The organism is Streptomyces sp. NPDC052114 (assembly GCF_040680155.1).
In the GTDB taxonomy this organism is placed as follows: domain Bacteria; phylum Actinomycetota; class Actinomycetes; order Streptomycetales; family Streptomycetaceae; genus Streptomyces.
In genome coordinates, this window is sequence record NZ_JBFAWC010000021.1 from 79291 (window position 1) to 99933 (window position 20643).

The 20643-nt window shown below is 71.8% G+C and carries 20 protein-coding genes; 6 read left to right on the forward strand and 14 right to left on the reverse strand.

The window, feature by feature from the left end; genetic code table 11:
* Nucleotides 1-14 precede the first annotated feature (14 nt).
* Both AB0L89_RS34600 and AB0L89_RS34605 read right to left on the reverse strand, forming a co-directional pair.
* A complete protein-coding gene (locus AB0L89_RS34600) occupies nt 15-395 on the reverse strand; it encodes an HAD-IA family hydrolase (protein ID WP_365150216.1) in 381 nt (126 codons plus the stop codon).
* A 227-nt stretch (nt 396-622) separates the two neighbouring features.
* Nucleotides 623-955, reverse strand: a complete 333-nt coding sequence (locus tag AB0L89_RS34605) for a PadR family transcriptional regulator (RefSeq protein WP_365150219.1) — start codon at nt 953-955, stop codon at nt 623-625.
* 346 nt (nt 956-1301) lie between these two features.
* Between AB0L89_RS34605 and arr the strand changes: the two genes are divergently transcribed.
* A complete protein-coding gene (gene arr, locus AB0L89_RS34610) occupies nt 1302-1712 on the forward strand; it encodes an NAD(+)--rifampin ADP-ribosyltransferase (protein WP_365150222.1) in 411 nt (136 codons plus the stop codon).
* A 97-nt stretch (nt 1713-1809) separates the two neighbouring features.
* On the opposite strand, the gene AB0L89_RS34615 is transcribed toward arr, so the two are convergent.
* The 9 genes from AB0L89_RS34615 to AB0L89_RS34655 form a co-directional block, all read right to left on the reverse strand.
* A complete protein-coding gene (locus AB0L89_RS34615; protein ID WP_365150225.1) occupies nt 1810-3462 on the reverse strand; it encodes a hypothetical protein in 1653 nt (550 codons plus the stop codon).
* Nucleotides 3463-3468: 6 nt separating this feature from the next.
* On the reverse strand, nt 3469-4362 hold the full coding sequence (locus AB0L89_RS34620; RefSeq protein WP_365150228.1) for a protein phosphatase 2C domain-containing protein: 894 nt from the start codon (nt 4360-4362) through the stop codon (nt 3469-3471).
* A gap of 94 nt (nt 4363-4456) precedes the next feature.
* Nucleotides 4457-5128 (reverse strand): VWA domain-containing protein, encoded by a 672-nt coding sequence (locus tag AB0L89_RS34625; protein ID WP_365150231.1) that lies wholly within the window; start codon nt 5126-5128, stop codon nt 4457-4459.
* Nucleotides 5125-6072: a hypothetical protein gene (locus AB0L89_RS34630; RefSeq protein ID WP_365150234.1), complete on the reverse strand. Its 948-nt coding sequence runs from the start codon at nt 6070-6072 to the stop codon at nt 5125-5127. The genes AB0L89_RS34625 and AB0L89_RS34630 overlap by 4 nt, the downstream gene beginning before the upstream one ends.
* Nucleotides 6073-6076: 4 nt before the next feature.
* On the reverse strand, nt 6077-8944 hold the full coding sequence (locus AB0L89_RS34635; protein ID WP_365150237.1) for a hypothetical protein: 2868 nt from the start codon (nt 8942-8944) through the stop codon (nt 6077-6079).
* Nucleotides 8937-10895 (reverse strand): hypothetical protein, encoded by a 1959-nt coding sequence (locus AB0L89_RS34640; RefSeq protein ID WP_365150240.1) that lies wholly within the window; start codon nt 10893-10895, stop codon nt 8937-8939. Before AB0L89_RS34640 ends, AB0L89_RS34635 begins: the two co-directional genes overlap by 8 nt.
* 337 nt (nt 10896-11232) lie before the next feature.
* Nucleotides 11233-11814, reverse strand: a complete 582-nt coding sequence (locus AB0L89_RS34645) for a snapalysin family zinc-dependent metalloprotease (protein ID WP_365150243.1) — start codon at nt 11812-11814, stop codon at nt 11233-11235.
* A 348-nt stretch (nt 11815-12162) separates the two neighbouring features.
* On the reverse strand, nt 12163-12486 hold the full coding sequence (locus tag AB0L89_RS34650; RefSeq protein WP_365150246.1) for an Lrp/AsnC ligand binding domain-containing protein: 324 nt from the start codon (nt 12484-12486) through the stop codon (nt 12163-12165).
* A 694-nt stretch (nt 12487-13180) separates the two neighbouring features.
* Nucleotides 13181-13789, reverse strand: coding sequence for a TetR/AcrR family transcriptional regulator (locus tag AB0L89_RS34655; protein ID WP_365150249.1), 609 nt, complete (start codon nt 13787-13789; stop codon nt 13181-13183).
* A 95-nt stretch (nt 13790-13884) separates the two neighbouring features.
* Here AB0L89_RS34655 and AB0L89_RS34660 point away from each other — a divergent pair, with 95 nt between their 5' ends.
* The 4 genes from AB0L89_RS34660 (at nt 13885) to AB0L89_RS34675 (ending at nt 17235) form a co-directional block, all read left to right on the forward strand.
* Nucleotides 13885-15150, forward strand: coding sequence for an NADH:flavin oxidoreductase/NADH oxidase family protein (locus AB0L89_RS34660; protein ID WP_365150252.1), 1266 nt, complete (start codon nt 13885-13887; stop codon nt 15148-15150).
* Nucleotides 15151-15380: 230 nt separating this feature from the next.
* Nucleotides 15381-16172, forward strand: coding sequence for a DUF4389 domain-containing protein (locus AB0L89_RS34665; RefSeq protein WP_365150255.1), 792 nt, complete (start codon nt 15381-15383; stop codon nt 16170-16172).
* 102 nt (nt 16173-16274) lie between these two features.
* On the forward strand, nt 16275-16655 hold the full coding sequence (locus AB0L89_RS34670) for a hypothetical protein (protein WP_365150258.1): 381 nt from the start codon (nt 16275-16277) through the stop codon (nt 16653-16655).
* A 103-nt stretch (nt 16656-16758) separates the two neighbouring features.
* Nucleotides 16759-17235, forward strand: a complete 477-nt coding sequence (locus tag AB0L89_RS34675) for a helix-turn-helix domain-containing protein (RefSeq protein WP_365150261.1) — start codon at nt 16759-16761, stop codon at nt 17233-17235.
* A 54-nt stretch (nt 17236-17289) separates the two neighbouring features.
* Here the strand turns inward: AB0L89_RS34675 and AB0L89_RS34680 are convergent, their stop codons facing one another.
* Nucleotides 17290-18936, reverse strand: coding sequence for an amidase (locus AB0L89_RS34680; protein ID WP_365150264.1), 1647 nt, complete (start codon nt 18934-18936; stop codon nt 17290-17292).
* Nucleotides 18937-19043: 107 nt separating this feature from the next.
* Nucleotides 19044-19505, reverse strand: coding sequence for a MarR family transcriptional regulator (locus AB0L89_RS34685; RefSeq protein WP_365150267.1), 462 nt, complete (start codon nt 19503-19505; stop codon nt 19044-19046).
* Between the two features lie 94 nt (nt 19506-19599).
* Between AB0L89_RS34685 and AB0L89_RS34690 the strand changes: the two genes are divergently transcribed.
* Complete coding sequence (locus AB0L89_RS34690) at nt 19600-19971, forward strand: VOC family protein (RefSeq protein WP_365150270.1); 372 nt, start codon at nt 19600-19602, stop codon at nt 19969-19971.
* A gap of 39 nt (nt 19972-20010) precedes the next feature.
* On the opposite strand, the gene AB0L89_RS34695 is transcribed toward AB0L89_RS34690, so the two are convergent.
* Nucleotides 20011-20586 (reverse strand): hypothetical protein, encoded by a 576-nt coding sequence (locus AB0L89_RS34695; protein ID WP_365150273.1) that lies wholly within the window; start codon nt 20584-20586, stop codon nt 20011-20013.
* Nucleotides 20587-20643 lie beyond the last annotated feature (57 nt).

A 20643-nucleotide genomic window follows, 5' to 3' on the forward strand; every position in this document is an offset into this window, starting at 1 on the left:
GATCGGGACGTAGGTCAACCCGACCACATGCCGCTACGGAAGGTGCAACCCCATACGCACCGTCCCGCACCGATGCCAGGAAATGCGACTTTCCTCCGTAATGACCGCAGGGCCGTCGTTTCCTGCTGGGGCATCCGCATGACGGCAGGCTGAGGGGGCAAACGCCCCGCGTAAGCGAGGTCGATGGCGGCTTGGACCAGGTCGGGATCGTCGTCGATGAACAGGCATTGCCTGGGCGTCAGGCCAAGCGCGGTGCTGGCGTGGTGGTACATGCGCGGATCCGGCTTGTTGCAGCCCGGTTCGGCGGAGATCGCGTACGCCTCGAAGAAGTGGTGGATACCCAGCGTCGCGCGCAGACGGGGCAGGTCGGGCCAGGCGTCGGAGACCACGGCCATCCGCACGTGCCATCGGCTCAGGTCCGTGGTGGTAGTCGTCGTAGTCGGGCGTCGAGGACAAGGCGGCGAAGAACCGGTCTCCGGCGGCTATCGCCGCAGTGAACCGGTCCCCTCAAGCAGCACCACACACCACCCGCCCGACAACACGAGTTGGAATTCTTCAACCGAACGGAGATTTTCGGTCGGTATCTCGCCTGCGTATGTGAGCCAAACCGTGGCGCCGGCCTTCATGGGGCTCCCCCATCACCGACCGGTCGAGGCGCTACCCATTCCGGGAAGGGCTGTTTGCGGGCGCGGTAGGCGCGCGCGAGTGCGAGGCGGGCCTGCTCGGCTCCTTCCTTGGTGATTCGGTAGAAGCGGCGGCGTGGCCGACCCGTTTCCTCGTGCAAGGCCGGGTCTTCCCAGGAACTGTCCAGCCAGCCGACCTGTTCCAGGCGGGCCAGGATCGGATAGATCGTGCCCGACGACAGTCCCGCCAGGTCGCACAGCTCAAGGCCGTAGCGCTGTTTGGCAGGATCCTCCAGCAGAGCCCGCAGGACCAGCTGGGTCTGCAGGGTCATGCGCGGATTGTTCATACTCGTTCTCTACATAGCTTATGCAGAAGCTGTCTAGGGGGAGCACGGCCAGCGAGGGTCAGCAAGGTGGCTACTGGACATAGTCACCGCCCGAGCGGACAAGACCCCTCTCGGGCCGCACGGCCGCGCATCGGTGTGAGGCCGGCGGCGGGCGAGTTCGGGTCAGTGCAGCTTGGGCAAGCCCGTGCTGATGGACCCGCAAGGCGGCGATGGCCATTCGGTGCTCGGCTTCGATGTCCAGGCCGATCGAGTCGTCCTCCTCGCAGACCGCAGGTGAGGTGACAGAAGCCGACCGCCCCGTCACCGTAGATCAGTTTGATAATCTGCCGCGATGAATGAGGCGTTGGACGAGGGACCGTTCTTTCATGGAACAAAAGCCCAGCTGCAGGTCGGAGATCACCTCACCGCCGGTTTTCGTTCCAATTATCGGCCCGAAATCGTGATGAACCACATCTACTTCACCGCGTTGCGCGACGGTGCGGGACTCGCTGCCGAACTCGCCGCCGGCGACGGGTCCCCGCGCGTGTATGTCGTCGAACCGACCGGGGAGTTCGAGAACGATCCCAACGTGACCGACAAGAAGTTCCCTGGCAATCCCACCCGTTCCTATCGCAGCAGGGAACCGCTCCGGATCGTCGGTGAGGTCGTCGACTGGACGCGGCAGACGCCCGAAGCCCTTCAGATGTGGCGAGACCGGCTGGCCGCAATCCGGGTGGATGACCGCGCCGAAATCATCAACTAGAAGCCGCTCCGCCCGCCACCGCGGTGGTCGTGTGCACTTCGGCGCTGCACGGCAGTGATCGTGTGCGGTTCGGCGCTGCACGGCAGGAAGCGCGTTCTCACCCCCTGCCGTGCAGCGCCGCCGTCAGTGCCTCGGCGAAATCCGCCGCCGTGGACTCCTGCGGGTCCGCCAGAGCGGTTCGGGTGAGCTCGCGCAGGCTCGGGGTGAACCAGAACTCGCCCTGGGCGGGCGGTTGTCGCGTGTCCCAGTCCGGTACGGGACCGGCCAGGCGCGCCACCAGCAGTGCCACCCGGTGCACGTCGCGGACCAGGGGCGGCATGCGCGGGTCGTCGCCCCAGTCCGGCTGGTGCATCAGGAGGGGCCGCGGGTCGTCCAAGGGCGTGACGCTGTCGATGTCGATGAGTCGTCCGCGTCCCCTGCCTGCTTCGATGCCGTACACGAAGTTCTTCCAGTTGGTGTCGCCGTGGGCGAGACCCATCCCGTGCAGCAAAGCGTGGGCCGACACCACGTCCAGGAGCAGTTCGGCGCGCTGCCGGGACGAGGGCACCTGGCAGCCGACGTAGTCCGGCTCCTCGGCCAGCAGGTGGTCGCCGGTCTGCGCGCCGCCTTCTCGGAGCAGGAACGGCGCCTCCAGCGGCGGGTACGCGACGCCCACGGCCCGCTCGCCGACACCGACGACCGCGCGCGGCCACAGCAGGACGCGGTCGGCGGTGCGGCGCCGGGGCGTGGGCAGCGTGCCGATGCGTGAGAGGAGTTCGCGGTAGGGGGCCAGGGCCCGGACGGGGTTGCGCTGGCGCTCTGCCCCGGCCGGTGGGCCCGCCGCCCTCTCCTCGTCGAACAGCTTGACCAGGAACTGCTCGTCGGAGGCCCCGGCGCGGGCCGGGCGGATGTGCGGCGGCAGTCCGGGCCGGGGGCCGCCGATCGACAGGTCCGCCCATGGCAGGAGGTCGATCATCGGATAGCCGCGGGCGGGGGCGGGTTTTCTGAGGGGCTGGTCCTGCCGTGACCGGCCGGTCTGCGGCGGCCGGCGCGGCGTCACGGGCACGGGGCCAGGTCGGGATGTCGCGGTCGCCGTCCCGTGCGGAACCAGCCGCGCGGGCGGGTCGATCGACTCCACCAGGGCCGACGCCTCCGCGCTGAGCGGTACCGGGCCCGCGCGCCGTGGCACCGTCGCCACGACACGGCGTACCAGCGGTGAAGCGGCGATCACGACCACGCTCGCCGTCGTGCCCTCGGCCGCGTCCTCCGCCCCCGCGGGCCCCGCCACCAGCAGCGCGCCCGCCGTCACGTACACGAGGAAGGCCACCGACCGGTCCAGGGCCGCCGGCTGACCGGCGATCCGGGCCGTCGCCCACAGCGCGAGGAGCACGGCGGGCGGGCCGGCGAGTGCGAGGCCGACGACGATGTCCTCGTCCCAGTGCCTCGGTTCCGCCCACCCCGCGTTGACGTCCCACAGCCAGCACGCCGCCTGGCTGCCCGCCCAGACCACGGTGAGCAGCAGCCACCCGGTGGCGCGGCGGCGCCGGGCCCGCCGCCGCAGTCCGTGCAGTCTGCGGGCCTGCTCGGTCAGCTCCGCGGCCCGCGCGGTGCTGCCGCTCGTGTCCGCACGCCGCCGCAGCTCCGCCCGCGCGGCGGCGAAGCGCCGCGCGTCGGCCGCCGCGTCGTCCATCGCTCGGCGCACCACTTCGGCGAGGAGCTGGACGGCGGCCACGCCGAGTACGAGCCACCAGCCGGGGGTCACTTCCGCCAACGGCCCTCACCCCGCGCCGGAGCCGAACGTGCCGTCGGGCGATGCCTCGTGGTGGCCGAGCCAGGCCACCGCGGCGGCCCGGTCGTCGCTGCGGTCGTTGCGCCGCACCGCCAGCGAGCCGAGGAACTCCAGCGGGGTCGGCGGGGTCGCCCAGAGCCGCCCCAGGAAGGCCCGCACCTGCTCGTCGCGGCCGTCGCGCGCCAACCCGTCGGTGGTCAGGGCGAGTACCTCGCCGTCGCCGAGATCGAGGACCTGGATCTGCAGCGCCGCGTAGTTGCCGGGCAGGGCGGGGGTGGGCGTGAGGTCCTCGGCCCGGCCGGGGAAGACAGGAGCGAGGAAGCCCGAGCGCAGCCGCCATGCGGTGGAGTCCCCGACCCGGGCGACCACCGCGGTGACGTCTCCGCCCGGCGGGATACGGGTCGGCAGCGCCGCCACGACGAGCGTCGTGCGGTACTCGCCGTGCTCGCGCGGATCGCCCGTGCGCCGCCGGGACAGCGAGTCGAGGGTGACCGCCACGTCGGCGACCGTCTCGCGCACCCGGTCCGCGAGATGGTCGCCGGAGAGGTCCGGCGCCGGGAGCCACTGGGCGCGGAACGCCTTCACCGCCACCCTGGCCGCGGCGCGGGCGGCGCGGCCCGCGTCCTCCGAGCGGCCCACGCCGTCCGCGACGGCCAGGAAGCAGATCCCGGTCGCCGTGTCGGACCAGAGAGCGAAGGCGTCGTTGCAGTTGTCCCGGGGGCGGCAGGTCTCCGCGGCCGCCGCGCCCGCCCGCACCGTGACCGCGCCCGCCTGCCCGCCGTCGTACGCCAGCAGCGGCAACGCCGCCTCCGCGTGGCCGGTGAACAGCGGGGGCTCGTACCAGGGCTGGTCCATGGCGTCGACAGCCGGAAAGTCGGACATGGTCAGTGGTCCTCGTCCATGGTCGATGGTCCTCGGTCAGAAGTCCTTGATCAGTAGTCCTCGGGTCAGTAGTCCTTGGGTCAGTAGTCCGTGGTCAGTAGTCCTCGTCGTAGGGCCGTTCCGTGCCCGGCGGTGGCACGACCTGCTCGGAGTCCATCGCCACGCTGCGCGCCACCGAACCGAAGACCAGCTCGGCGAAGCGCTCGATGGCCTGTGCGGGCGAGTCGCTGCGGCCCGCTAGGTACGCGGCGCTCGGGTCGGCGGCGATCGACGCGAGGGTGCGGGGGTCGACGCGGCCGTAGCCGTAGGGCACGAGCAGGACCCGCCGGCCCGGACCCGCGCTGGCCAGGAGCGCCTGATGCTCCGCGTACCAGCCCCCGGCGCGGTCGCGGTGGGCGGTGGGGCGGCCGTCGGTGAGCATGAACACCAGGGGCGGCCGCGCGGCGGCGCCGAGCCCGGCCAGGTCGTACGCGACGGTGCGCGCGGTGGCCTCGAAGACCACCGCGAACGACGTCGGCCCGGCGGCCTCCAGGTCCGGCACCGCCGTCGTCGACGACAGGCCGGTGAGCGGCAGGTCGACCCGCGCGTCCTCGGCGAAGGAGATCACCGAGAGCCGGACCGCCCGCCGGATCGTGGGGTCCTTCGCCAGGCGCGCGAGGAGTTCGCGCAGCACGGTGTTCACCACCTCGATCGCGGTGACGGACCCGGCGGTCTCGGCCATCGACCCGGATCTGTCGGCGAGTACGTAGAGCGGCAGCACGTTCATCCGCCGCTCCTCGGGGCGAGCAGCACCAGGGCCTTCTCCGTCCGTCCGGCCCGTTCCCGGGGCAGCCGTACGACTTGGAGAACGTTGCCGGAGCGCGCCGGGTACGCGTCGAGCGTCACGCTGCGCTCCATGTCGACGAGCGCGGTGAAGTCGGCGGAACCGCGGCGGTCCAGCTCGCCCTCGCCCTCCTTGGCCTCGCCCAGTTCGGCGAGGGCGCGTACGGCGTGGGCCCGCACCGCCGCCATCAGCTGGGCCCAGACACTGCCCTCGGCGGCCTCGGGCACGAACGCCGACGCGGCCAGGTGGTGGGCGGCGACCACCCAAGCCCCCGGGTCGCCGGTGGCCGCCGCGGCCGGGCCGAGGACGTCGCACTCGGCGAGCAGCCGCAGCCGGGCCGACCAGCCCGGCACGGTGGTGGCCTTGGCGTGGTCGACCAGGGCCACCGAGCGCATGGCGCCGAGGAGTTCGGCGACGGTCGGCAGCAGGCGTTCGACGGCCTCGCGCGGCGGGAGCCCGGACGGCAGCGGGGTGAGCGTCAGGCCGGGCAGCAGCTGCTTCCCGCCGCGCCGGAGGGTGGCGATGTCGACCGCCGAGGGACCCCACAGTTCGGGCTGTTCGCCGCGCTCGGCCGTGCCGGCCCGTATCCATTCGGCGAGCAAGCGGCAGGCGACCTGGCGTGGTCCCGCGGCGGCCACGCCCACCAGGCCGAGCAGCGGCGCCGCCGCCCCGTCGTGCCGGGGGCGCAGGTCTGCGGGGTCGACGGGGGTGCCCAGGACGGTGCCGAGGTCCTCGCAGAGCGCGCGGACGAGGCGGTCGGGACCGTCGGGGCCGGTGTCGGGACCGCTTTCGGCAAGAGCACCGTTTTCGGCGGGGGCACCGTTTTCGGCAGGGGCGCCGTCGGGGCCGCGGGCCTCGTCGGGCCGGGTGCCTTCGGCGGGTTTCACGGCGTCAGAGGGTGCCACTGAACGGGTCCTTGCTCTCGTCGTAGAACAGTCCCGACTTCATGACCTCCTCGTAGACCTCGCCGGGTGCGGCGCCGATCAGGTCCAGGGGCGCGGTCACGGTACGGCGGTGGGGCCGCTGTTGGTGGAAGCGGAGTGCTCCCGTGGCGTCCAGCGACACCCAGACGTAGCCTTCGGGAACATCGGTGAGGGTCCCGAACTCCCGGTGCGCCGGATCCCCGGAACGCGCCGGATCCGGACCGGTGCTCTGCTCCGCCCCGGTGCCTGTCGGCGCCCCGGGTCCCCTCTCCGCACCGGCCCCCGGGGCCGCCCCCGTCCCCGCGCCAGGCAGCCCCCAGTACAGCGTGATCCGCCGTGCGGCCACGTGCAGCAGGAGGCCGCCCGCCGGGACCGGATCGCCCGCGAAGGCCAGCGGCTCGCGTTCCTTCAGGCCCACGCCGACCTGGTACACCTCCTGGTAGAGCGAGTAACGCAGGGTGGCGGGCGCGCCCTCGCGCTCCGGCGGAGCGACCAGGCCGTGCGGTACGCCGGTGGTGTCGGCCGCGGGGCCTTCGAGCAGCCAGCCCGGGGTCCCCTTGCACAGCAGGAGCGTGATGTGTTCCTCCTGGTCGATCTCGAAGCGGACGTTGACGCCCGCGGCGGCGAGCTGGTCCGCCTCGCTCTGCAGCATCGTGTGGGTCGCCCAGAGCGATTCGGCGTCGGGGGCGTCGTCGTTGGAGACGTCGTAGCGGTGCACGGCGAGCACGGCGCGTACCGGGTACGTGGAGCGGCCCTCGGCGTAGGCGCGGCCGCCGGGTTCCAGTTCGAGCCGCTGCCCCCGGCTGAACACCGGTTCCGTGTACGTCTCCTGCGACCCCTTGCGCAGGTGGAAGTCGGCCGCCAGGTTCACGTAGAGGCGGCTGGCGTCGACGTCCAGGTAGGAGATGCCGCCGAGCAGTTCGGGGATGACCTCGGGGTCGTCGGCGTCGGGGCTGAGGTCGGCCACCGCGTCCAGGTACACACCGCCGACCGCGGTGCCCGTCTTGGCGAACTCCGCGTCGAACTCGACCTCGAAGGTGGGCGCGAGCTGGTCGCTCTCGAAGCGGCGGCGCAGTTCGTCCTCGATGCCGCGCCGCAGCGCCGCGGACTGCATGGAGCCGCCGGAGAACAACACCCGGTCGACGCTCTCGTGGCCGCCGCCCGACACGTCGATGCCGCCGCGCGCGATGCCGCCGGCCAGCCAGGCGATCTCCGCGACGAGGTCGCGCAGTTGCTCGGCGAGTTCGTCGGCGGTGACGGTCACCTCCGTGGCGGACGGCTCGGCGGGCGCGGCGCCGTCCGGGGACACCGGCCAGGCGAAGGGGACGGCACCGGATTCCGGCACGGCGCCGCCCGGAGCGACAGCGCGGACGCGGACCGCCTCGGGGTTCCGCGTACCGAGCCCTTTCCGTTTCACCGTGTCCGCCGTCTCCCACAGTGCCTGGAACAGCTGCTTGCGCGGCGCGGCCTGCTCCACGCCCTGGAACCGGGTGTCGCCCGGCCTGATCCCGAACTTGCCGCGCAGCAGCGTGAAGAGCCGGGCGGTGAGACGGTCCCCGCCGAGGTTGAGCCGTCCGCCCGATGCCAGGACCTGTGGCTGGAGTTTGTAGAACCGTCCCGGGCTGTCGCCGGCTGCCGCGGGTGTCGCGTCCACCACGGTCACCTTGATCAGAGCGCAGTCGGTGGTACCCCCGCCGACATCGATGACCAGCAGGTTCTCGTGCCAGGCACGGGCCTGTGCCCACTCCTTGGGCTGCTCCCAGGCGCGGCCGCCCTCGGGGCAGCGGGCGTTCAGCCTGAACGCCTCGACACCGAGGAGGAAGTCCGCGCCGAGCCGCTTCATCATCGCGAACCCGGCGGCGGCGACCGCCTCGTCGATGTTCATCTCCACCTTGACCGCGAGGGTGCGCAGCACCTTGAGCAGCTCGTCACGCTTGTCCGGCGGCAGTTTGGTGGGGAAGGTCACGCTCAACGAGCCGATGGCACGCGGAAGATTCAGCTCGGCAGCGACCAGCTCGGCGAACCGCGCGTACACCCCGCGAAACAGCTCCCTGCCGCTGAGCCCCGTGCCCGGGACCTCGGCATCCAGGTCGGCCAGATGACGCTTGGCACCCCGGATCCGTTCGCCCGTGGCGTCCACCGCGAAGTCGACGCTGCCGCCGGTCACGACCAGATCGCTGGTACGCGGCTGGGTGTGGCCGACGTGGTGCACGTCCAGGGGCGCGCAGCCGAAGACCTCGCGCCAGGCCTCGCCCCGGACCTGGGGGACGCCGATGGTGCGGTCCTCGATCTCCTGCGCCGGGTCCGGCGATTCGTCGGTGGCGAACAGCTGGATCGGCAGCAGGCTCCTGGCCCGTTCCACACCGGCGGCGGGCAGTGCGGCGTCGCTGCCGCGCACCCGGCGCCGGTCGAACACGCCGCACACGGCGCGGCTGGTGCCGAAGTCGAAGAAGGCACCGATGAGGTCGGGCCCCTGTGTCTGCGCGGGAACGCCATCCGGCGTGGCCTGGGTCATGGGTCGGTCTCCGATCTGGTCCGGGGCGAGCCGGAAGCTGCCGCGTGCCAACGGCGCAGGGAGGCGGGATTCCGGTTGGTGGCGGCGGTAGTGCACGACGACCGTGGGCGCGGCGGGCCTGCGCCGCCACGGGGTGAGTGCGAGGTCGGCGTCGGCCGCCGCGCCGTCGACAGGCGGCGTGAAGGCGGTCGTGCTGACGACCGCCGAGCCGTCCAGCACGTCGACGCGCTCTATACGTCCTGGAACGGTGCCGCGCCGCAGCAAGAGACCCGCGCTACCCGGCCGGCCGTAGAGCTCCAGCGACGGCCGGTCATCAGGCACGTCCCGCCCTCGCCGTCGACAGTTGCTGCAGTTCGGCCCCGATCTGGTTGAGCACGGCAACCGGTCCGGTGGTGCTCACGAGCGCGAGCCGCTGCTGGACGAGGAGTTCACCGAGGGCTTTCTGGGTGAGCACGACGGCGGGTTCGAACTTGTCGATCAGCCTCCGTTCCAGGAGCCGGGCCAGTTCTTCCCGGACCCGGGCGACCTGCCGGAAGTACAGGCGCGCTGCCGGGCGGTACGCGGCGCGGTGACCACCCGCGCGCCGCCCCGCCAGCTGGTCCAGGAGATGCCCGGCCATGGTGCCGACCTGCGCGACCTCCTCGGCGTCGGCGTGCGCGCGCACCTGCTGTTCGTCATCGTCCGCGTCGGGGCCGAGCGGCGCCGTGAGCCGGTCCCACGGCGCTCTGGCGGCGAAGTCCTCACGGGTGTGGGAGGCCCACCACCTCGCGAGGGCTTCGGTCAGCTCGGTCCGGGTCCCGTCGATCGCTTTCGCGGTGAGGGCGCCTATGTCGAGTTCGCGCAGCGGCTGGAGCGCGTCGGTGTCCGTGCCGCCGCCGGTGCCGTTCTGTTCCAGTGCGAGCCGTACCCTCGACCAGGCGTCGGCCCCATACACGGCGATGTCGGCCTGTTCCCTGGCGATGCGGCGCAGGTCGGCGATGGGGCGGGCGTCGTCGCGGGCCGCCGCCTCCTGGAGACGGAGCTTCCCGGTGGCGGGGACGTGTCCGCCCGCCTCCTTGAGCAGCCGGATGCCGTCCTCGATGAGCTGCTCGAATTCCTGCGAGTCGACGTGCGCGGTGTCCTTGTCGGCGAGTTCGGCGATGAGTGCGCGCAGGCGGCCGACGCCGCCGTCGTCGAGGGCGCCGTCGACGGCGACGCGCAGTTGGCCGCCGGTCGGCCCGGACGGGTCCCAGGCCGCGGCGCTCCACTGCTCGCGCGCGAACTGGGCGCTCTTCCAGATATGCGGATTCTCGGGGTCGAAGGCGATCCAGGCGGCTTCGTCGGCCGCGGCCCAGGGGCCGCTGACGGCGGCGACGCGGGTCTCGCGGCCGGGCCGTCCGTCCGCGCCGATGTCGCGCACCATGGAGGCGACCGATGTCTCCAGGACGCGCAGGGAGTTGGCGTTGCTCGGATTGTCGACGGCGTCGAGGCGGGTGGCGACGAACACACAGTGCGGGTCGGGCTCGGTGTGCGGCGTCGTGAACTGGGTGCCCCCGCCGCAGGCCACGGTGAGCAGGGCGATGTGCGCGCGGCTCTGCGTCTCGGCGATGACGACGTCCTCCAGGGCGCCGTCCATCCGGGTGCCCGGGGTGTCGACGATGACCACGGACCGGCCCGCCGCCCAGCCGAGCGGCCACACTTCGGCCGGGACGTGCAGGCGGGCGCTGACCCGGGCGACGAGCGGGCTGCCCCGCCCCTTGCTGAAGGTGAGGGTGCCGTCGCGGGCGGCCAGTTCCTGCAGGGTCATGGTCTCGCCGTAGCCGAGCCGGTCCACGGCCTCCAGCATCTCCTGGACGATGCCGACGTGCGGATGCGCGGTCCTGCTCAGCTCCGCCAGGCTCCGTGGGTCGTCCTCGTCCAGGTCGAGCAGGCGGCGGGCCCGGCGGCGGGCGCCTTCCTCGGTGAGCGTCACGACGGTGTACTCGGGCGGGCCCGTGGGCCCCTCGTCCTGGACGAGCCGCAGCTCCGTGGAGACCGCGCTGACCGCGCCAGGACCCACGGAGAAGATGTCGCTGCGCCCGAGGAGCAGGCGCAACGTGGTGGACTTCATCGAGGAGTTGACCCCGAGCGCCACGATCCGGACCTCGCCGGCGGTGGTGTGCCGCATCCGCTCGAGGACGTGCTTCAGCTGATCCATCCGGTCGACGAGTACGGGAGAGTCGGCGGGCAGCGAAAGCCGCTCCAGGCTCGCCGCGAGCTTCTCCAGCTTCCTGACCAGGTACGTGTCCCCCATCGGGTGCCTCCCCCTTCGGCGTTCGGGGAGCACCACCTCGAACGCGCGGAACGCTGCCGGCCCCAGCGAGTGGGCGGCGGCTCCAGGCCCTTCAGGGTGAAGCACGTTTCATGATTTTGATAGACATCTGGCGCTGGCTGATGGATCGTCAGTTGTACGCCCCTCAGGGCTTGTTGGCGGGCCAGTCGTGCGGTGCGAGTGCCGCGGCGCCACCGCGACGGGACGGGCCACGCGCCACGCGGCCGGGTGCGGCGTTCCGCCTGCCGACGGGCGCATGGCGAGGTGCCCGGCCGTGGGTCACAGCCGGGCACCGGCGCGCTGAGGGTCGTTCCCGAGGCTAGGGCGCGTCCGTCACCAGACGGCCGTCGGCCGGGACGCGGGGTGCGACGCCATTGGCGTAGGCGGACTCGACGCGGGCCTGCTCGGCCGCGTCGGGTACCGCGTTCCTGCAGCCGGTGCCGGCGGCGGAACCCGACATCAGCTGGGAGCACGGGCCCGGCTTGGTGTCCGGCAGGCCCAGGTTGTGGCCGATCTCATGGGCGGCGATGCGCGTCTTGTCGTACCCCTGGGTGACCGCCTGATTGCCGAGTTCGACGCGGCCGCGACCGCCCGGACGGACCGGGCCGATGGTGGCCTGCGGCCAGCCGCTGGTGGCCACGATCTGGATCTCGGCCCGGGTGCCGGGCTGGGCCTCGACCAGCTTGACGTTGTCCACGTTGCTGTTCCACGAGGCGACTCCGGCGGCGATCGCCGCTTCCCAGCCCCGGGCCTGGCTGTCGTCATAGCGTAGCGTCACCACGGCGGCCGCCGCCTTGGCCGATGAACCATCCGGGGTGGACACCGCGTTCGCCGCCGGTGCCATGGCCAGGGCTGCCGCTATGGCGGTGCCGACGATGGCCAGCCGTCTTGATTGAGGCATGGCTGTCCTCTCAGTTGTGGAGGGTTGGGTGTGGAGGGGCTCGACTCCGTCCGGAACGGAGAGGGGAGGAGCTGGGACGGGCATCGACCGGCATGAGCCGCTCCGTTTCGCTCCGCGCCACCGAAGCCCACGCGTGACGGTACATCGTCAAAACCACGCGGCGGCAGCCCCAGAACCGTCAACCTTCCACGCGTCAACCAACAGTGCCCGGATGGCGAACCGGAACCCCCGCCCACAGAACACCGCATCTCACGTGAAAGGCAGCACCCCGTCCCAGCAGGCACGGGAGGGCCTTTCAGGGGCAGTGGCCGACCTCGTTCCGGCACCGGCCGTACGGAGCTTCCACTGTTACCGGTGTCGACGTGCGTGCCGGATGGGTTCCGTGGGGGTGGCCGGTTCGATGATGCGCGGTTGGACGTGCTCGCAGGCCATGGTCGTCTGCACGTCGGCCACCTCCCGCCTCCCGGTGAGCCTGTCGATGACGAAGGCGTATACGCCGTTCACGTCCGGCACCGCGATATGCAGGGGGAAGTCGTAGGCGCCGGAGGTGACGAACATGGCGATCACCTCCGGAAGCTGTTGCGCCCATTCCCGGAATCCCTCGATGACCGGCCGGGCGGGGGGGGGACGGATCCGTACGTCGGCGGTGCGGTGCTCGGCGTTCTCACCCACCGTCACCCGAGAGCTCTCGTCCCGGCGTTGCGGCAGGGCCTGATCCGCCCACTACTGATCTGCGTCGCCGCGACGGGCGTCTACCAGGCGGCCTTCCTCTGCTCCACCGCCCGCGCCGGCGCGGCGCCGGCCACCACCGTCGCCCTGGGCATCGCCCCCGTCGCCACCGGACTGATCGCCCGCGCCCTGGGCGGCGAACACCTCACCCGCACGTGGCTGATCTCCACTGTCGCCCCTGTCACCGGCTGCGCCCTGCTGATGGCACCCACCGGGACCGGCGTCGACGCCCTCGGGCTATTGGCCGGGATGGTCTCGGGCGTCTGCTTCGGCCTCTACACCGTGTTCGCCAAAAGGCCGGCCACGGCGGTGGGCACGCTCTGCCTCGCCGAACCTCTCGCGGCGTCCTTCCTGGGCGTCTTCGTCCTGCACGAGCACCTCACCACGACGGCCCTCGTCGGCAGCCTGCGCATGCTGGGCGGACTCGCCGTGGCCTGCCTTCCCGCGCCCCGGCCCCGGCCACCCGCCGCGCGGTCCACCCCACGCCCTCGCACGCCTCACCGGCACCAAGGCAGCGGACTTCGCCTACTGCACGATCAGTCCGCTCGGCCCTCGCCATCGCATCGACAAACTCGCCGGGAAACTCGCCCTGCTCCGCTGACCTCGCCCAGTCCCCAGCACCGTAGGGGGCGGCCGCTCACTCCGACGTTCCGGCAGCCGTCCGGGACATCGCCGGGGAGGCGTCGAACAGCGCATGGACGGACGCGCGGACCTGGGCGGCGACCACGTCGGCCGTGGAGTTGTCGAGCTTGCCGTCGAGGTGCAGGAACGCGAGGCCGTGGACGAGGGCCCACACCGTGGTCGACAGGGCGTCCGCGTCCACGCCGGGGAAGGTGGCCCGCACGATGCCGCGGACGTACTCCGAGATGGCCGCGGTGGCGGCGACCCGCTCTTCACTGGTCGGGTCGCAGGGCTCGGCGAACATCACGCGGAACAGGGCCGGGTGCTCGAGCGCGAACTGGACGTAGGCGACGGCGACCGCGGCGAGTTCGTCGGGCGTCGAGGGCGCGGGATGAGCCATGGTCAGGTGTCCGGCCAGTTCGCGGTACCCCTCGGCGGCCACCGCGGAGACCAGGGCGTCGCGGTCGGCGAAGTGGCGGTAGGGGGCCGTCGCCGACACCCCGGCGCGTCTGGCGACCGCGCGCAGGGAAAGGCCGGCACTGCCGTCTTCTTCGAGCAGTTCGCGCGCGGCACGCAGGCAGGCGGCGCGCAGGTCACCGTGGTGGTACGTGCTGGCCTGCGGCACAGGTCACACTCCCTCATGTTTACGGTGCTCACATCGTCGTCTAATGTGAGCGATGCACACATCGTAGGGCGAAGAGACGAAAGAGGGGAATCGTGATGACCAGCGAGCTGTTCTCGCCGCTGCACCTGCGTTCCGGGCGAGTGCTGGGCAACCGGATCGCGAAGGCGGCGATGGAGGAGAACCTGGCGGGCGACGGCCAGCTGCCCGGCCAGCGGTTGCTGACGCTCTACCGGCGCTGGGCCGCAGGCGGCACCGGGCTGCTGATCACCGGCAACGTCATGGTGCACGCCGAGGCACTGACGGGCCCCGGCGGAGTCGTACTCGACGAGAACGCGCCGCTGGAGCCGTTCACCGAGTGGGCCGAGGCCGGCAAGTCCGCCGGCGGCTCGATATGGATGCAGATCAACCACCCCGGTCGACAGGTGGCCTCCGGCATGCCCGGCGTGGTCTGGGGCCCCTCCGACATCGGCGTCGACCTGGGCCGGCACAGCGGTCGCTTCGGCCGTCCGAGCGCCATGACCTCCGCCCAGATCGATGCGACCGTCGACCGGTTCGCCGTCACGGCCCGCCGTGCCGAGGAGGCGGGCTTCGACGGCGTGGAGGTCCACGCCGCCCACGGCTATCTGCTGTCGCAGTTCCTGTCTCCCCTGGTCAACAAGCGCACCGATCAGTGGGGCGGGTCGTTGGAGAACCGCGCCCGGCTGCTGCTCGACGTCGTCCGCGCCGTCCGCGCCGCCGTCTCGCCGTCGTTCGCGGTCGCGGTGAAGCTCAACTCCGCCGACTTCCAGCGCGGCGGATTCGATGCCGATGACGCCCGCCAGGTCATCGCGATGCTCGAACCTCTCGGCGTCGACCTGGTCGAGCTGTCCGGCGGGAGCTACGAGAGCCCGGCGATGACCGGCCGCTCGGCCGACGCGCGCACCCAGGCACGCGAGGCCTACTTCCTGGACCTGGCGAAGGACCTGGTGAGGACCAGTCCCGTGCCGCTGATGCTCACCGGCGGGATCACGCGGCGCGCCACCGCGGAGCGGGTCCTGGACAGCGGCGTGGCGGTCGTCGGCATGGGCACCGCTCTCGCCGTCACCCCCGACCTGCCCGACCGCTGGCGGAGCCACCGCGAAGCCGACCGGCAGATGGCGCCGGTGACCTGGTCCGACAAGGCACTCGCCTCGGCCGCGGGCATGGCACGAGTCCGTCATCAGATGGGTCGCCTCGCCCGCGGAAGTGAACCCAGGCCCCGGATCCACCCGGCGTACACCCTGCTCTCCGAGCAGTGGAAGCAGCGTGGCTCGTTGCGCCGCTACCGTGCGTGGCTGTCGGCGTCGCCCACGCGCGGGGAGGACATGGCACGGGGCCGGTGATCGTACCTCCGCCTCTCCCTCACCGCTGGGTATCGCCCCGCGGCGGCGCCACTGCAGGCCCCGGCCGTCCGCCTGGTTCGAAGCATCGCCGCCCGGCACCGGATGAGCGTCGAGCTGTTCCTCCTGTCCGGTTCTTGCCCTTCGCCGCACCGTTGGCGGCTCCGACCGTGCGGGTCCGGTCGGTCGTGCTCACCATGGTGGGAGTGGCCCTGCCGCGATGAGGAGGCGTCATGACGACAGCCTGGGAGCCCCGAGGCGTATCCGCCCACGGAGCAGGCGGTGAGCGGTTGCCGGTCCTGGATGTTCCTCCTCCCGGACGGCAGAGGCGTTGGACCGTGCTGCTGCGGTGGCTCCTTTTGCTCCCACAGTTCGTGGCCTACGCGGTGCTCGCTGTGGCCGCGTTCTTCGTCATGATCGTCGGGTGGTTCGCTGCCCTGTTCACCGGGCGTCTGCCGGACGGGATCTTCAGGTTCCTCAGTGCCGTGCTCGCCTACGCGACCCGCGTCAACGCGAGCACGGCGTTGCTCGTCGACCGGTACCCGCCCTTCTCGTTCTCGGCCCCGCGGTACCCGGTGCAGATCGAGGTGCACCCCACCCCGCTCAACCGCCTCGCGGTGCTCTTCCGGCTGATCCTGATGATCCCCGCGGCCATCGTCACCGGTCTCCTGCAGAGCGGCTGGTACGCGATCAGCTGGGTGTTCTGGCTCATCACGCTCATTCTGGGGCGCCTGCCCGGCCCGCTCTACGCCGCGACGGCCGCGGTCGCCCGGTACAGCATGCGCCTGCACGCGTACACGTATCTCCTCACGCCCTCCTATCCCAAGGGACTGTTCGGCGACGAGCCCGTACCCCCCGAGGACGTCCGGTCCGGCACCCGGCCGCTGCTGCTCGACACCGCGGCGACGGTTCTCGTCGTGCTGTTCCTGCTGCTCGGCCTCGCGGGCCACCTGACGAACGCCACCGTCGACTACAGCTCCGATGACGACCGGGCCTCGACCGGGACGGCGCCGCTCCACGGGTGATGGAGATGCTCCTGGGGTGCTGCCGAAGGGGCTGAGCTGCGGGGCCGCCCAGCGGAACCTACTATCGAGTAGGGTTCGGTCTCCGACAGCGAGGAGATCCCCATGCCATCAGCACCCCGCTCCCCTCTGCTCCTGGCCGGCCTGTTGGCCGGAGCCGGGGCCGCCCACCTCGCCCTCCCCAAACCCTTCGACTCCATGGTTCCGCGCGCCTTGCCCGGCAGGCCGCGCACCTGGACGTACGCGAGCGGAGCGATCGAGCTGGCGCTGGCCGCCGGAGTGGCCCTGCCCCGCACCCGGCGCACCGCGGCGCTGGCCACCGCGGCGTTCTTCGTGGGGGTGTTCCCGGCCAACGTGCAGATGGCGGTGGACTGGCGCAGGCGCCCCACCCCGCTCAAGGCCGCGGCACTCGGGCGGCTGCCCCTGCAAGTACCCCTCGTGCTGTGGGCGAAGAACGTAGCGGGAGCGAGCGGCGAGCGGGCCTGACCCACGGAGGGGACGCCCCGGCCGGACGGACCCGCGCGGGGCCGTTCGGGGGAACCTGCGACGTCCCCCGTACGGTCCCGGGCCGCCGGATTGTCCTACGATCATGAACTCCGTACACAGCAAAAGAACGTCGTCACCCACGGCACCGGCCGCGAAGGCCGTCCCGCTGCCGCCGGCCGACGAACGCCAGCGGCGGCGCGAGCAGTGGGGACTGACGCCCCATCAAATCGGTACGGCTTTCGGGGTGACGGCGGCGACCGTACGGTCCTGGGAATCAGGACGCACCTCACCCACCGGCGAGCGACGCAGGGCGTACGCCTTGCTGCTCGAAGGCCTCGCGCAGAAGACCTCTCCGCCTCCCCCGCGCGTCCCACGAGCCAGAGCCAAGGCCGAGGCGACCGGCACGGTGACGCTCGCCTCGACCCTGCCGGGCGCGGCACCGGTGACCCACGGCCGGCCCGTCCTCGCACCCGACCCCGTCTGCCCGCGACGGCGGCGCAGGCTGCGCCTCGTGGCCGCCTGGATCGGCATGTGGACCGTATTCGTACACCTGATGGTCACCACGTCCGCCCTCATGTGAACCGTCACCCCTGATCCCGGGCGGGGACGGTGCCGACACCTCCTCGCCCTGCGTTCACCGTGTCGCGCCGGACCCGGTCGTCGGGAGGTAGCGCGGTGCGCGCCAGGCCTTCAGCCGGTGCTCCACCGCCGCGCCCAGCGACAGCAGCTTGCCGTCCTGGTGGTCACCGGCCATCAGGAGCAGGCCGACGGGCAGTTCGCCGACAGACCCCGCGGGAACCGAGAGGGAGGGGTATCCGGCGACGGCGGCGGGGGTGGAGGACGGGATGACGTCGTTGTCGCCGCGCGCGCAATCGGTCGTCCAGGCGGGCGGGTTCGTGGGCGCCGCGATGGCATCCAGGTGGTGGGCGGCCAGGGTCTCGTCGAGGGAGCGCTGGGAGAGGTCCTTCAGCTCGGCGCGCATGGCCCGGTAATCGGGGTCGGTGGTGGGCGGCGCGGCCAAGGCCTGTTCGAACAGCTCCTGGCCGGCGAAACAGGTCTGTTCCTGGGGGTGGGTCCGGTTGAACTCGATCAGTTCCTTGAGGTCGCGGGGCCCTTCACGCGTACCGAGATAGGCGTCGATGTCCCGGTGGAACTCGCTGAGCAGCGCGGGGAATTCCAGCTCGGCCAGTCGCGCCTGGTAGGGGGGCGTCACCTCGACGACCACGGCTCCGGCCTTGCGCAGCTTCTTCGCCGTGCGCGTCATCACCGCGTCCACGTCGGGACCGAGCGAGGGCAGGCGCCACAGACCGATCCGCTTGCCGCGCAGGCCGGTCCCGTTGTCCGCTGCCGCGCCCTTGGCCGCGCGGGCGGAGGGGATTCCTTGCAGGTCCCCTGCGCCGTCGCCACCGCTCCGCGAACTCTTGCCCCGGCTGAGTACCGAGAGCGTGAGCGCGGTGTCGGTCACGTTACGTGCCATGGGGCCGGCCGTGTCCTGCTCGGCGGAGATGGGCACCACGCCCGACGGGCTGACCAGGCCGAGGCTGGGCTTGTGGCCGACCACACCGTTCATTCCGGCGGGACACACGATGGAGCCGTCCGTCTCCGTGCCGATCGCCACCTGTGCCAGCGACGCGGCCAGCGCGGCGCCCGAACCGGCGGACGAACCGCACGGATTGCGGTCCAGGACATAGGGGTTGTGGGTCTGCCCGCCGACCGCCGACCACCCCGACGTCGGTTTCGCCGCGCGGAAGTTGGCCCACTCCGACAGGTTCGTCTTGCCCAGGATCACCGCCCCTGCCTCACGCAGCCGGGTCACCAGCGCGGCATCGGCAGCCGGCGCGCGCCCGGCCAGCGCCAGCGATCCGGCCGTCGTCGGCATGTCCTTCGTATCCACGTTGTCCTTGACCAGCACCGGGATGCCGTCGAGCGGTCCCAGGGTCCGGCCCTGCCGGTGCCTGGCATCGCTGGCGGCCGCTTGGCGCAGAGCCGTCGGGCTGGTGCGCAGCACCGCGTGGATCGCGGGATCGACGTCCTCGATCCGCCGCAGATACGCCCGGGTCAGTGCCGACGCGGTCAGCGAACCGTCCGCCATCCGCGCCTGTAACTCCGGAATCGTCACCGTGTCCAGGTCGACCCCGCGCACGAGGGACCCCTCGGCCTGCGGTGATACCCCGGTGGCCCCCTGCCCGGTGTCCTCCTGCCCGGAGGCGGCTCGCGCACCCGCGTTCGGCACACCCGTCATCAACGCCCCCGCGGCGAAGAACGCGGTGACGGCGGCCATGCTCTTCCTGCTCCTGCTGCTCCTCTTTCTCATGCGGGTCAGCGCACTACACGGGCAGCATGCGGCGCAAGGGGGCACGCCTTGCGCGGAAGAGAGCAGGTCTCGTATTAGTCCTCCAACGCCTCCGCGATGCGGTCGAGATCGGTGAGCAGCGCCTCGACGCGCCGGGGCGGGATCGCCTCGACCATGCGCTCTTCGATGGCGTACACGGCGGCCTGGACCGCCGCGAGGCGCTTGTGGCCCTCGTCGGTCAGGCGCGCGGGGCGGGCCCGGCCGTGATCTGCCGTGGCGGGGCGGGTGATCAGCCCGGCTTCCTGGAGGCCCCGCAGAACGACGTTCCCGGACTGCCTCGTGACGAACGTCGCGCGGGCCAGGTCGGCGTTCGACATGCCGGGGTGCTGCGCCAGGAGTTCGAGGGTGGAGTACTGCGGCACGGTCAGCCCGTGCTCGCGCAGCACCTTGTCCATGGCGCCGCGCAGCGCGGCCTGGGCCCGTTTGAGCAGATATCCCACGTGGCGGGTGATGTCGTCCGCGGGGCGGGACGACTCCGCCTGCTCACTCTCCTTCATGCAGCTCACTCTCCTCCATGTCAGCATTTTGACATGCAGGAGCTCGGCGCCCTAATCTCCGATGTCAAAGTCCTGACATACGAGAGGGAAGCTCATGTCTGTTGCCATCGACGGCCCCGACTTCATCGCCCTGCAGGTCCACGACGTGGAAGCCGCGGCCGCCTTCTGCGAGCAGCACCTGGGGCTGCGCCGAGCCGCCGTCTCGCCCCCGCACGCGGTCGTCTTCGACACCGAACCCACCCCGTTCGCCGTCCGCGCGCTCCTCCCCGGCGTCAGCCTCGCCGACACCCCGCGGCCGGGCCTCGGTGTGGTCCTCTGGTTCCGCACCTCCGACGCCCACAAGCTCCACGACCAGCTGGTCGCCGCCGGCATCAACATCGTCGAGCCCATGGCGGACAGCCCCTTCGGCCCGAAGTTCTCCTTCGAGGGCCCCGAGGGCTACGTACTCACCGCACACGGAGGCTGATCGAGACCACCGCTCCTGGCAGGCGAGCGAGGACCGCTGTCAGTTCCAGGTTCCGTAGACACCGGTCATCGCCAGGATCATGAAGACGGGCATCGGCACGAACAAGAGGTCCGCCCAGGTCCAGTCGGGGCTGCGGATGACGTCGGGGGCCTGCTCCGCCGGTGCGGGGCGGGCGGGCTTGGCCCGACGCATCTGCTGGGCTCCGGCTGCCGCCTGACCACGGTCCAGCATGGACCCCGAGAAGACGAACACCGGGATGACGTCGCCTGCCGTGGTCGTGACCGTCATACCGCCCTCGGCGTCGATCCGACGGATGGCCGCCCCCGGAATCCAGTACCGGGACCAGAAACCGATGATGATCAATCCGTCCGCGTACACGTCGACCCGGGGCCGGACGACCGCACGCCACATGAACCGGAGGATCGCGACCACGCCGGCAGCGAAGAAGGGCATCTCCCCCGGATCGTTCCGACCCCACCCCCTGGCCATGGCCCAGGCACCGAACGCCCCAGCGGCCAGGATCAGAGGGATGCCGCCGATGGGGCCGCTCTTGCGCCGAGCGACCACGACCGGCTTCCCCGGATGGCGCGGGACCGGCTTCCACGTGTTGATCATGGGCAGAGCTTCTGACCGCCACTGAAGCCACCGGTTCCACGGGCAGTCCAACTCATT

Excerpts from the sequence above, each read along its gene's own strand:
- AB0L89_RS34600 (WP_365150216.1), bottom strand. The coding sequence starts at position 395 with ATGGCCGTGGTCTCCGACGCCTGGCCCGACCTGCCCCGTCTGCGCGCG.
- AB0L89_RS34605 (WP_365150219.1), bottom strand. The coding sequence starts at position 955 with ATGACCCTGCAGACCCAGCTGGTCCTGCGGGCTCTGCTGGAGGATCCT.
- arr (WP_365150222.1), top strand. The coding sequence starts at position 1,302 with ATGAATGAGGCGTTGGACGAGGGACCGTTCTTTCATGGAACAAAAGCC.
- AB0L89_RS34620 (WP_365150228.1), bottom strand. The coding sequence starts at position 4,362 with ATGTCCGACTTTCCGGCTGTCGACGCCATGGACCAGCCCTGGTACGAG.
- AB0L89_RS34625 (WP_365150231.1), bottom strand. The coding sequence starts at position 5,128 with ATGAACGTGCTGCCGCTCTACGTACTCGCCGACAGATCCGGGTCGATG.
- AB0L89_RS34640 (WP_365150240.1), bottom strand. The coding sequence starts at position 10,895 with ATGGGGGACACGTACCTGGTCAGGAAGCTGGAGAAGCTCGCGGCGAGC.
- AB0L89_RS34645 (WP_365150243.1), bottom strand. The coding sequence starts at position 11,814 with ATGCCTCAATCAAGACGGCTGGCCATCGTCGGCACCGCCATAGCGGCA.
- AB0L89_RS34660 (WP_365150252.1), top strand. The coding sequence starts at position 13,885 with ATGACCAGCGAGCTGTTCTCGCCGCTGCACCTGCGTTCCGGGCGAGTG.
- AB0L89_RS34665 (WP_365150255.1), top strand. The coding sequence starts at position 15,381 with ATGACGACAGCCTGGGAGCCCCGAGGCGTATCCGCCCACGGAGCAGGC.
- AB0L89_RS34670 (WP_365150258.1), top strand. The coding sequence starts at position 16,275 with ATGCCATCAGCACCCCGCTCCCCTCTGCTCCTGGCCGGCCTGTTGGCC.
- AB0L89_RS34675 (WP_365150261.1), top strand. The coding sequence starts at position 16,759 with ATGAACTCCGTACACAGCAAAAGAACGTCGTCACCCACGGCACCGGCC.
- AB0L89_RS34680 (WP_365150264.1), bottom strand. The coding sequence starts at position 18,936 with ATGGCCGCCGTCACCGCGTTCTTCGCCGCGGGGGCGTTGATGACGGGT.
- AB0L89_RS34685 (WP_365150267.1), bottom strand. The coding sequence starts at position 19,505 with ATGAAGGAGAGTGAGCAGGCGGAGTCGTCCCGCCCCGCGGACGACATC.
- AB0L89_RS34690 (WP_365150270.1), top strand. The coding sequence starts at position 19,600 with ATGTCTGTTGCCATCGACGGCCCCGACTTCATCGCCCTGCAGGTCCAC.
- AB0L89_RS34695 (WP_365150273.1), bottom strand. The coding sequence starts at position 20,586 with ATGATCAACACGTGGAAGCCGGTCCCGCGCCATCCGGGGAAGCCGGTC.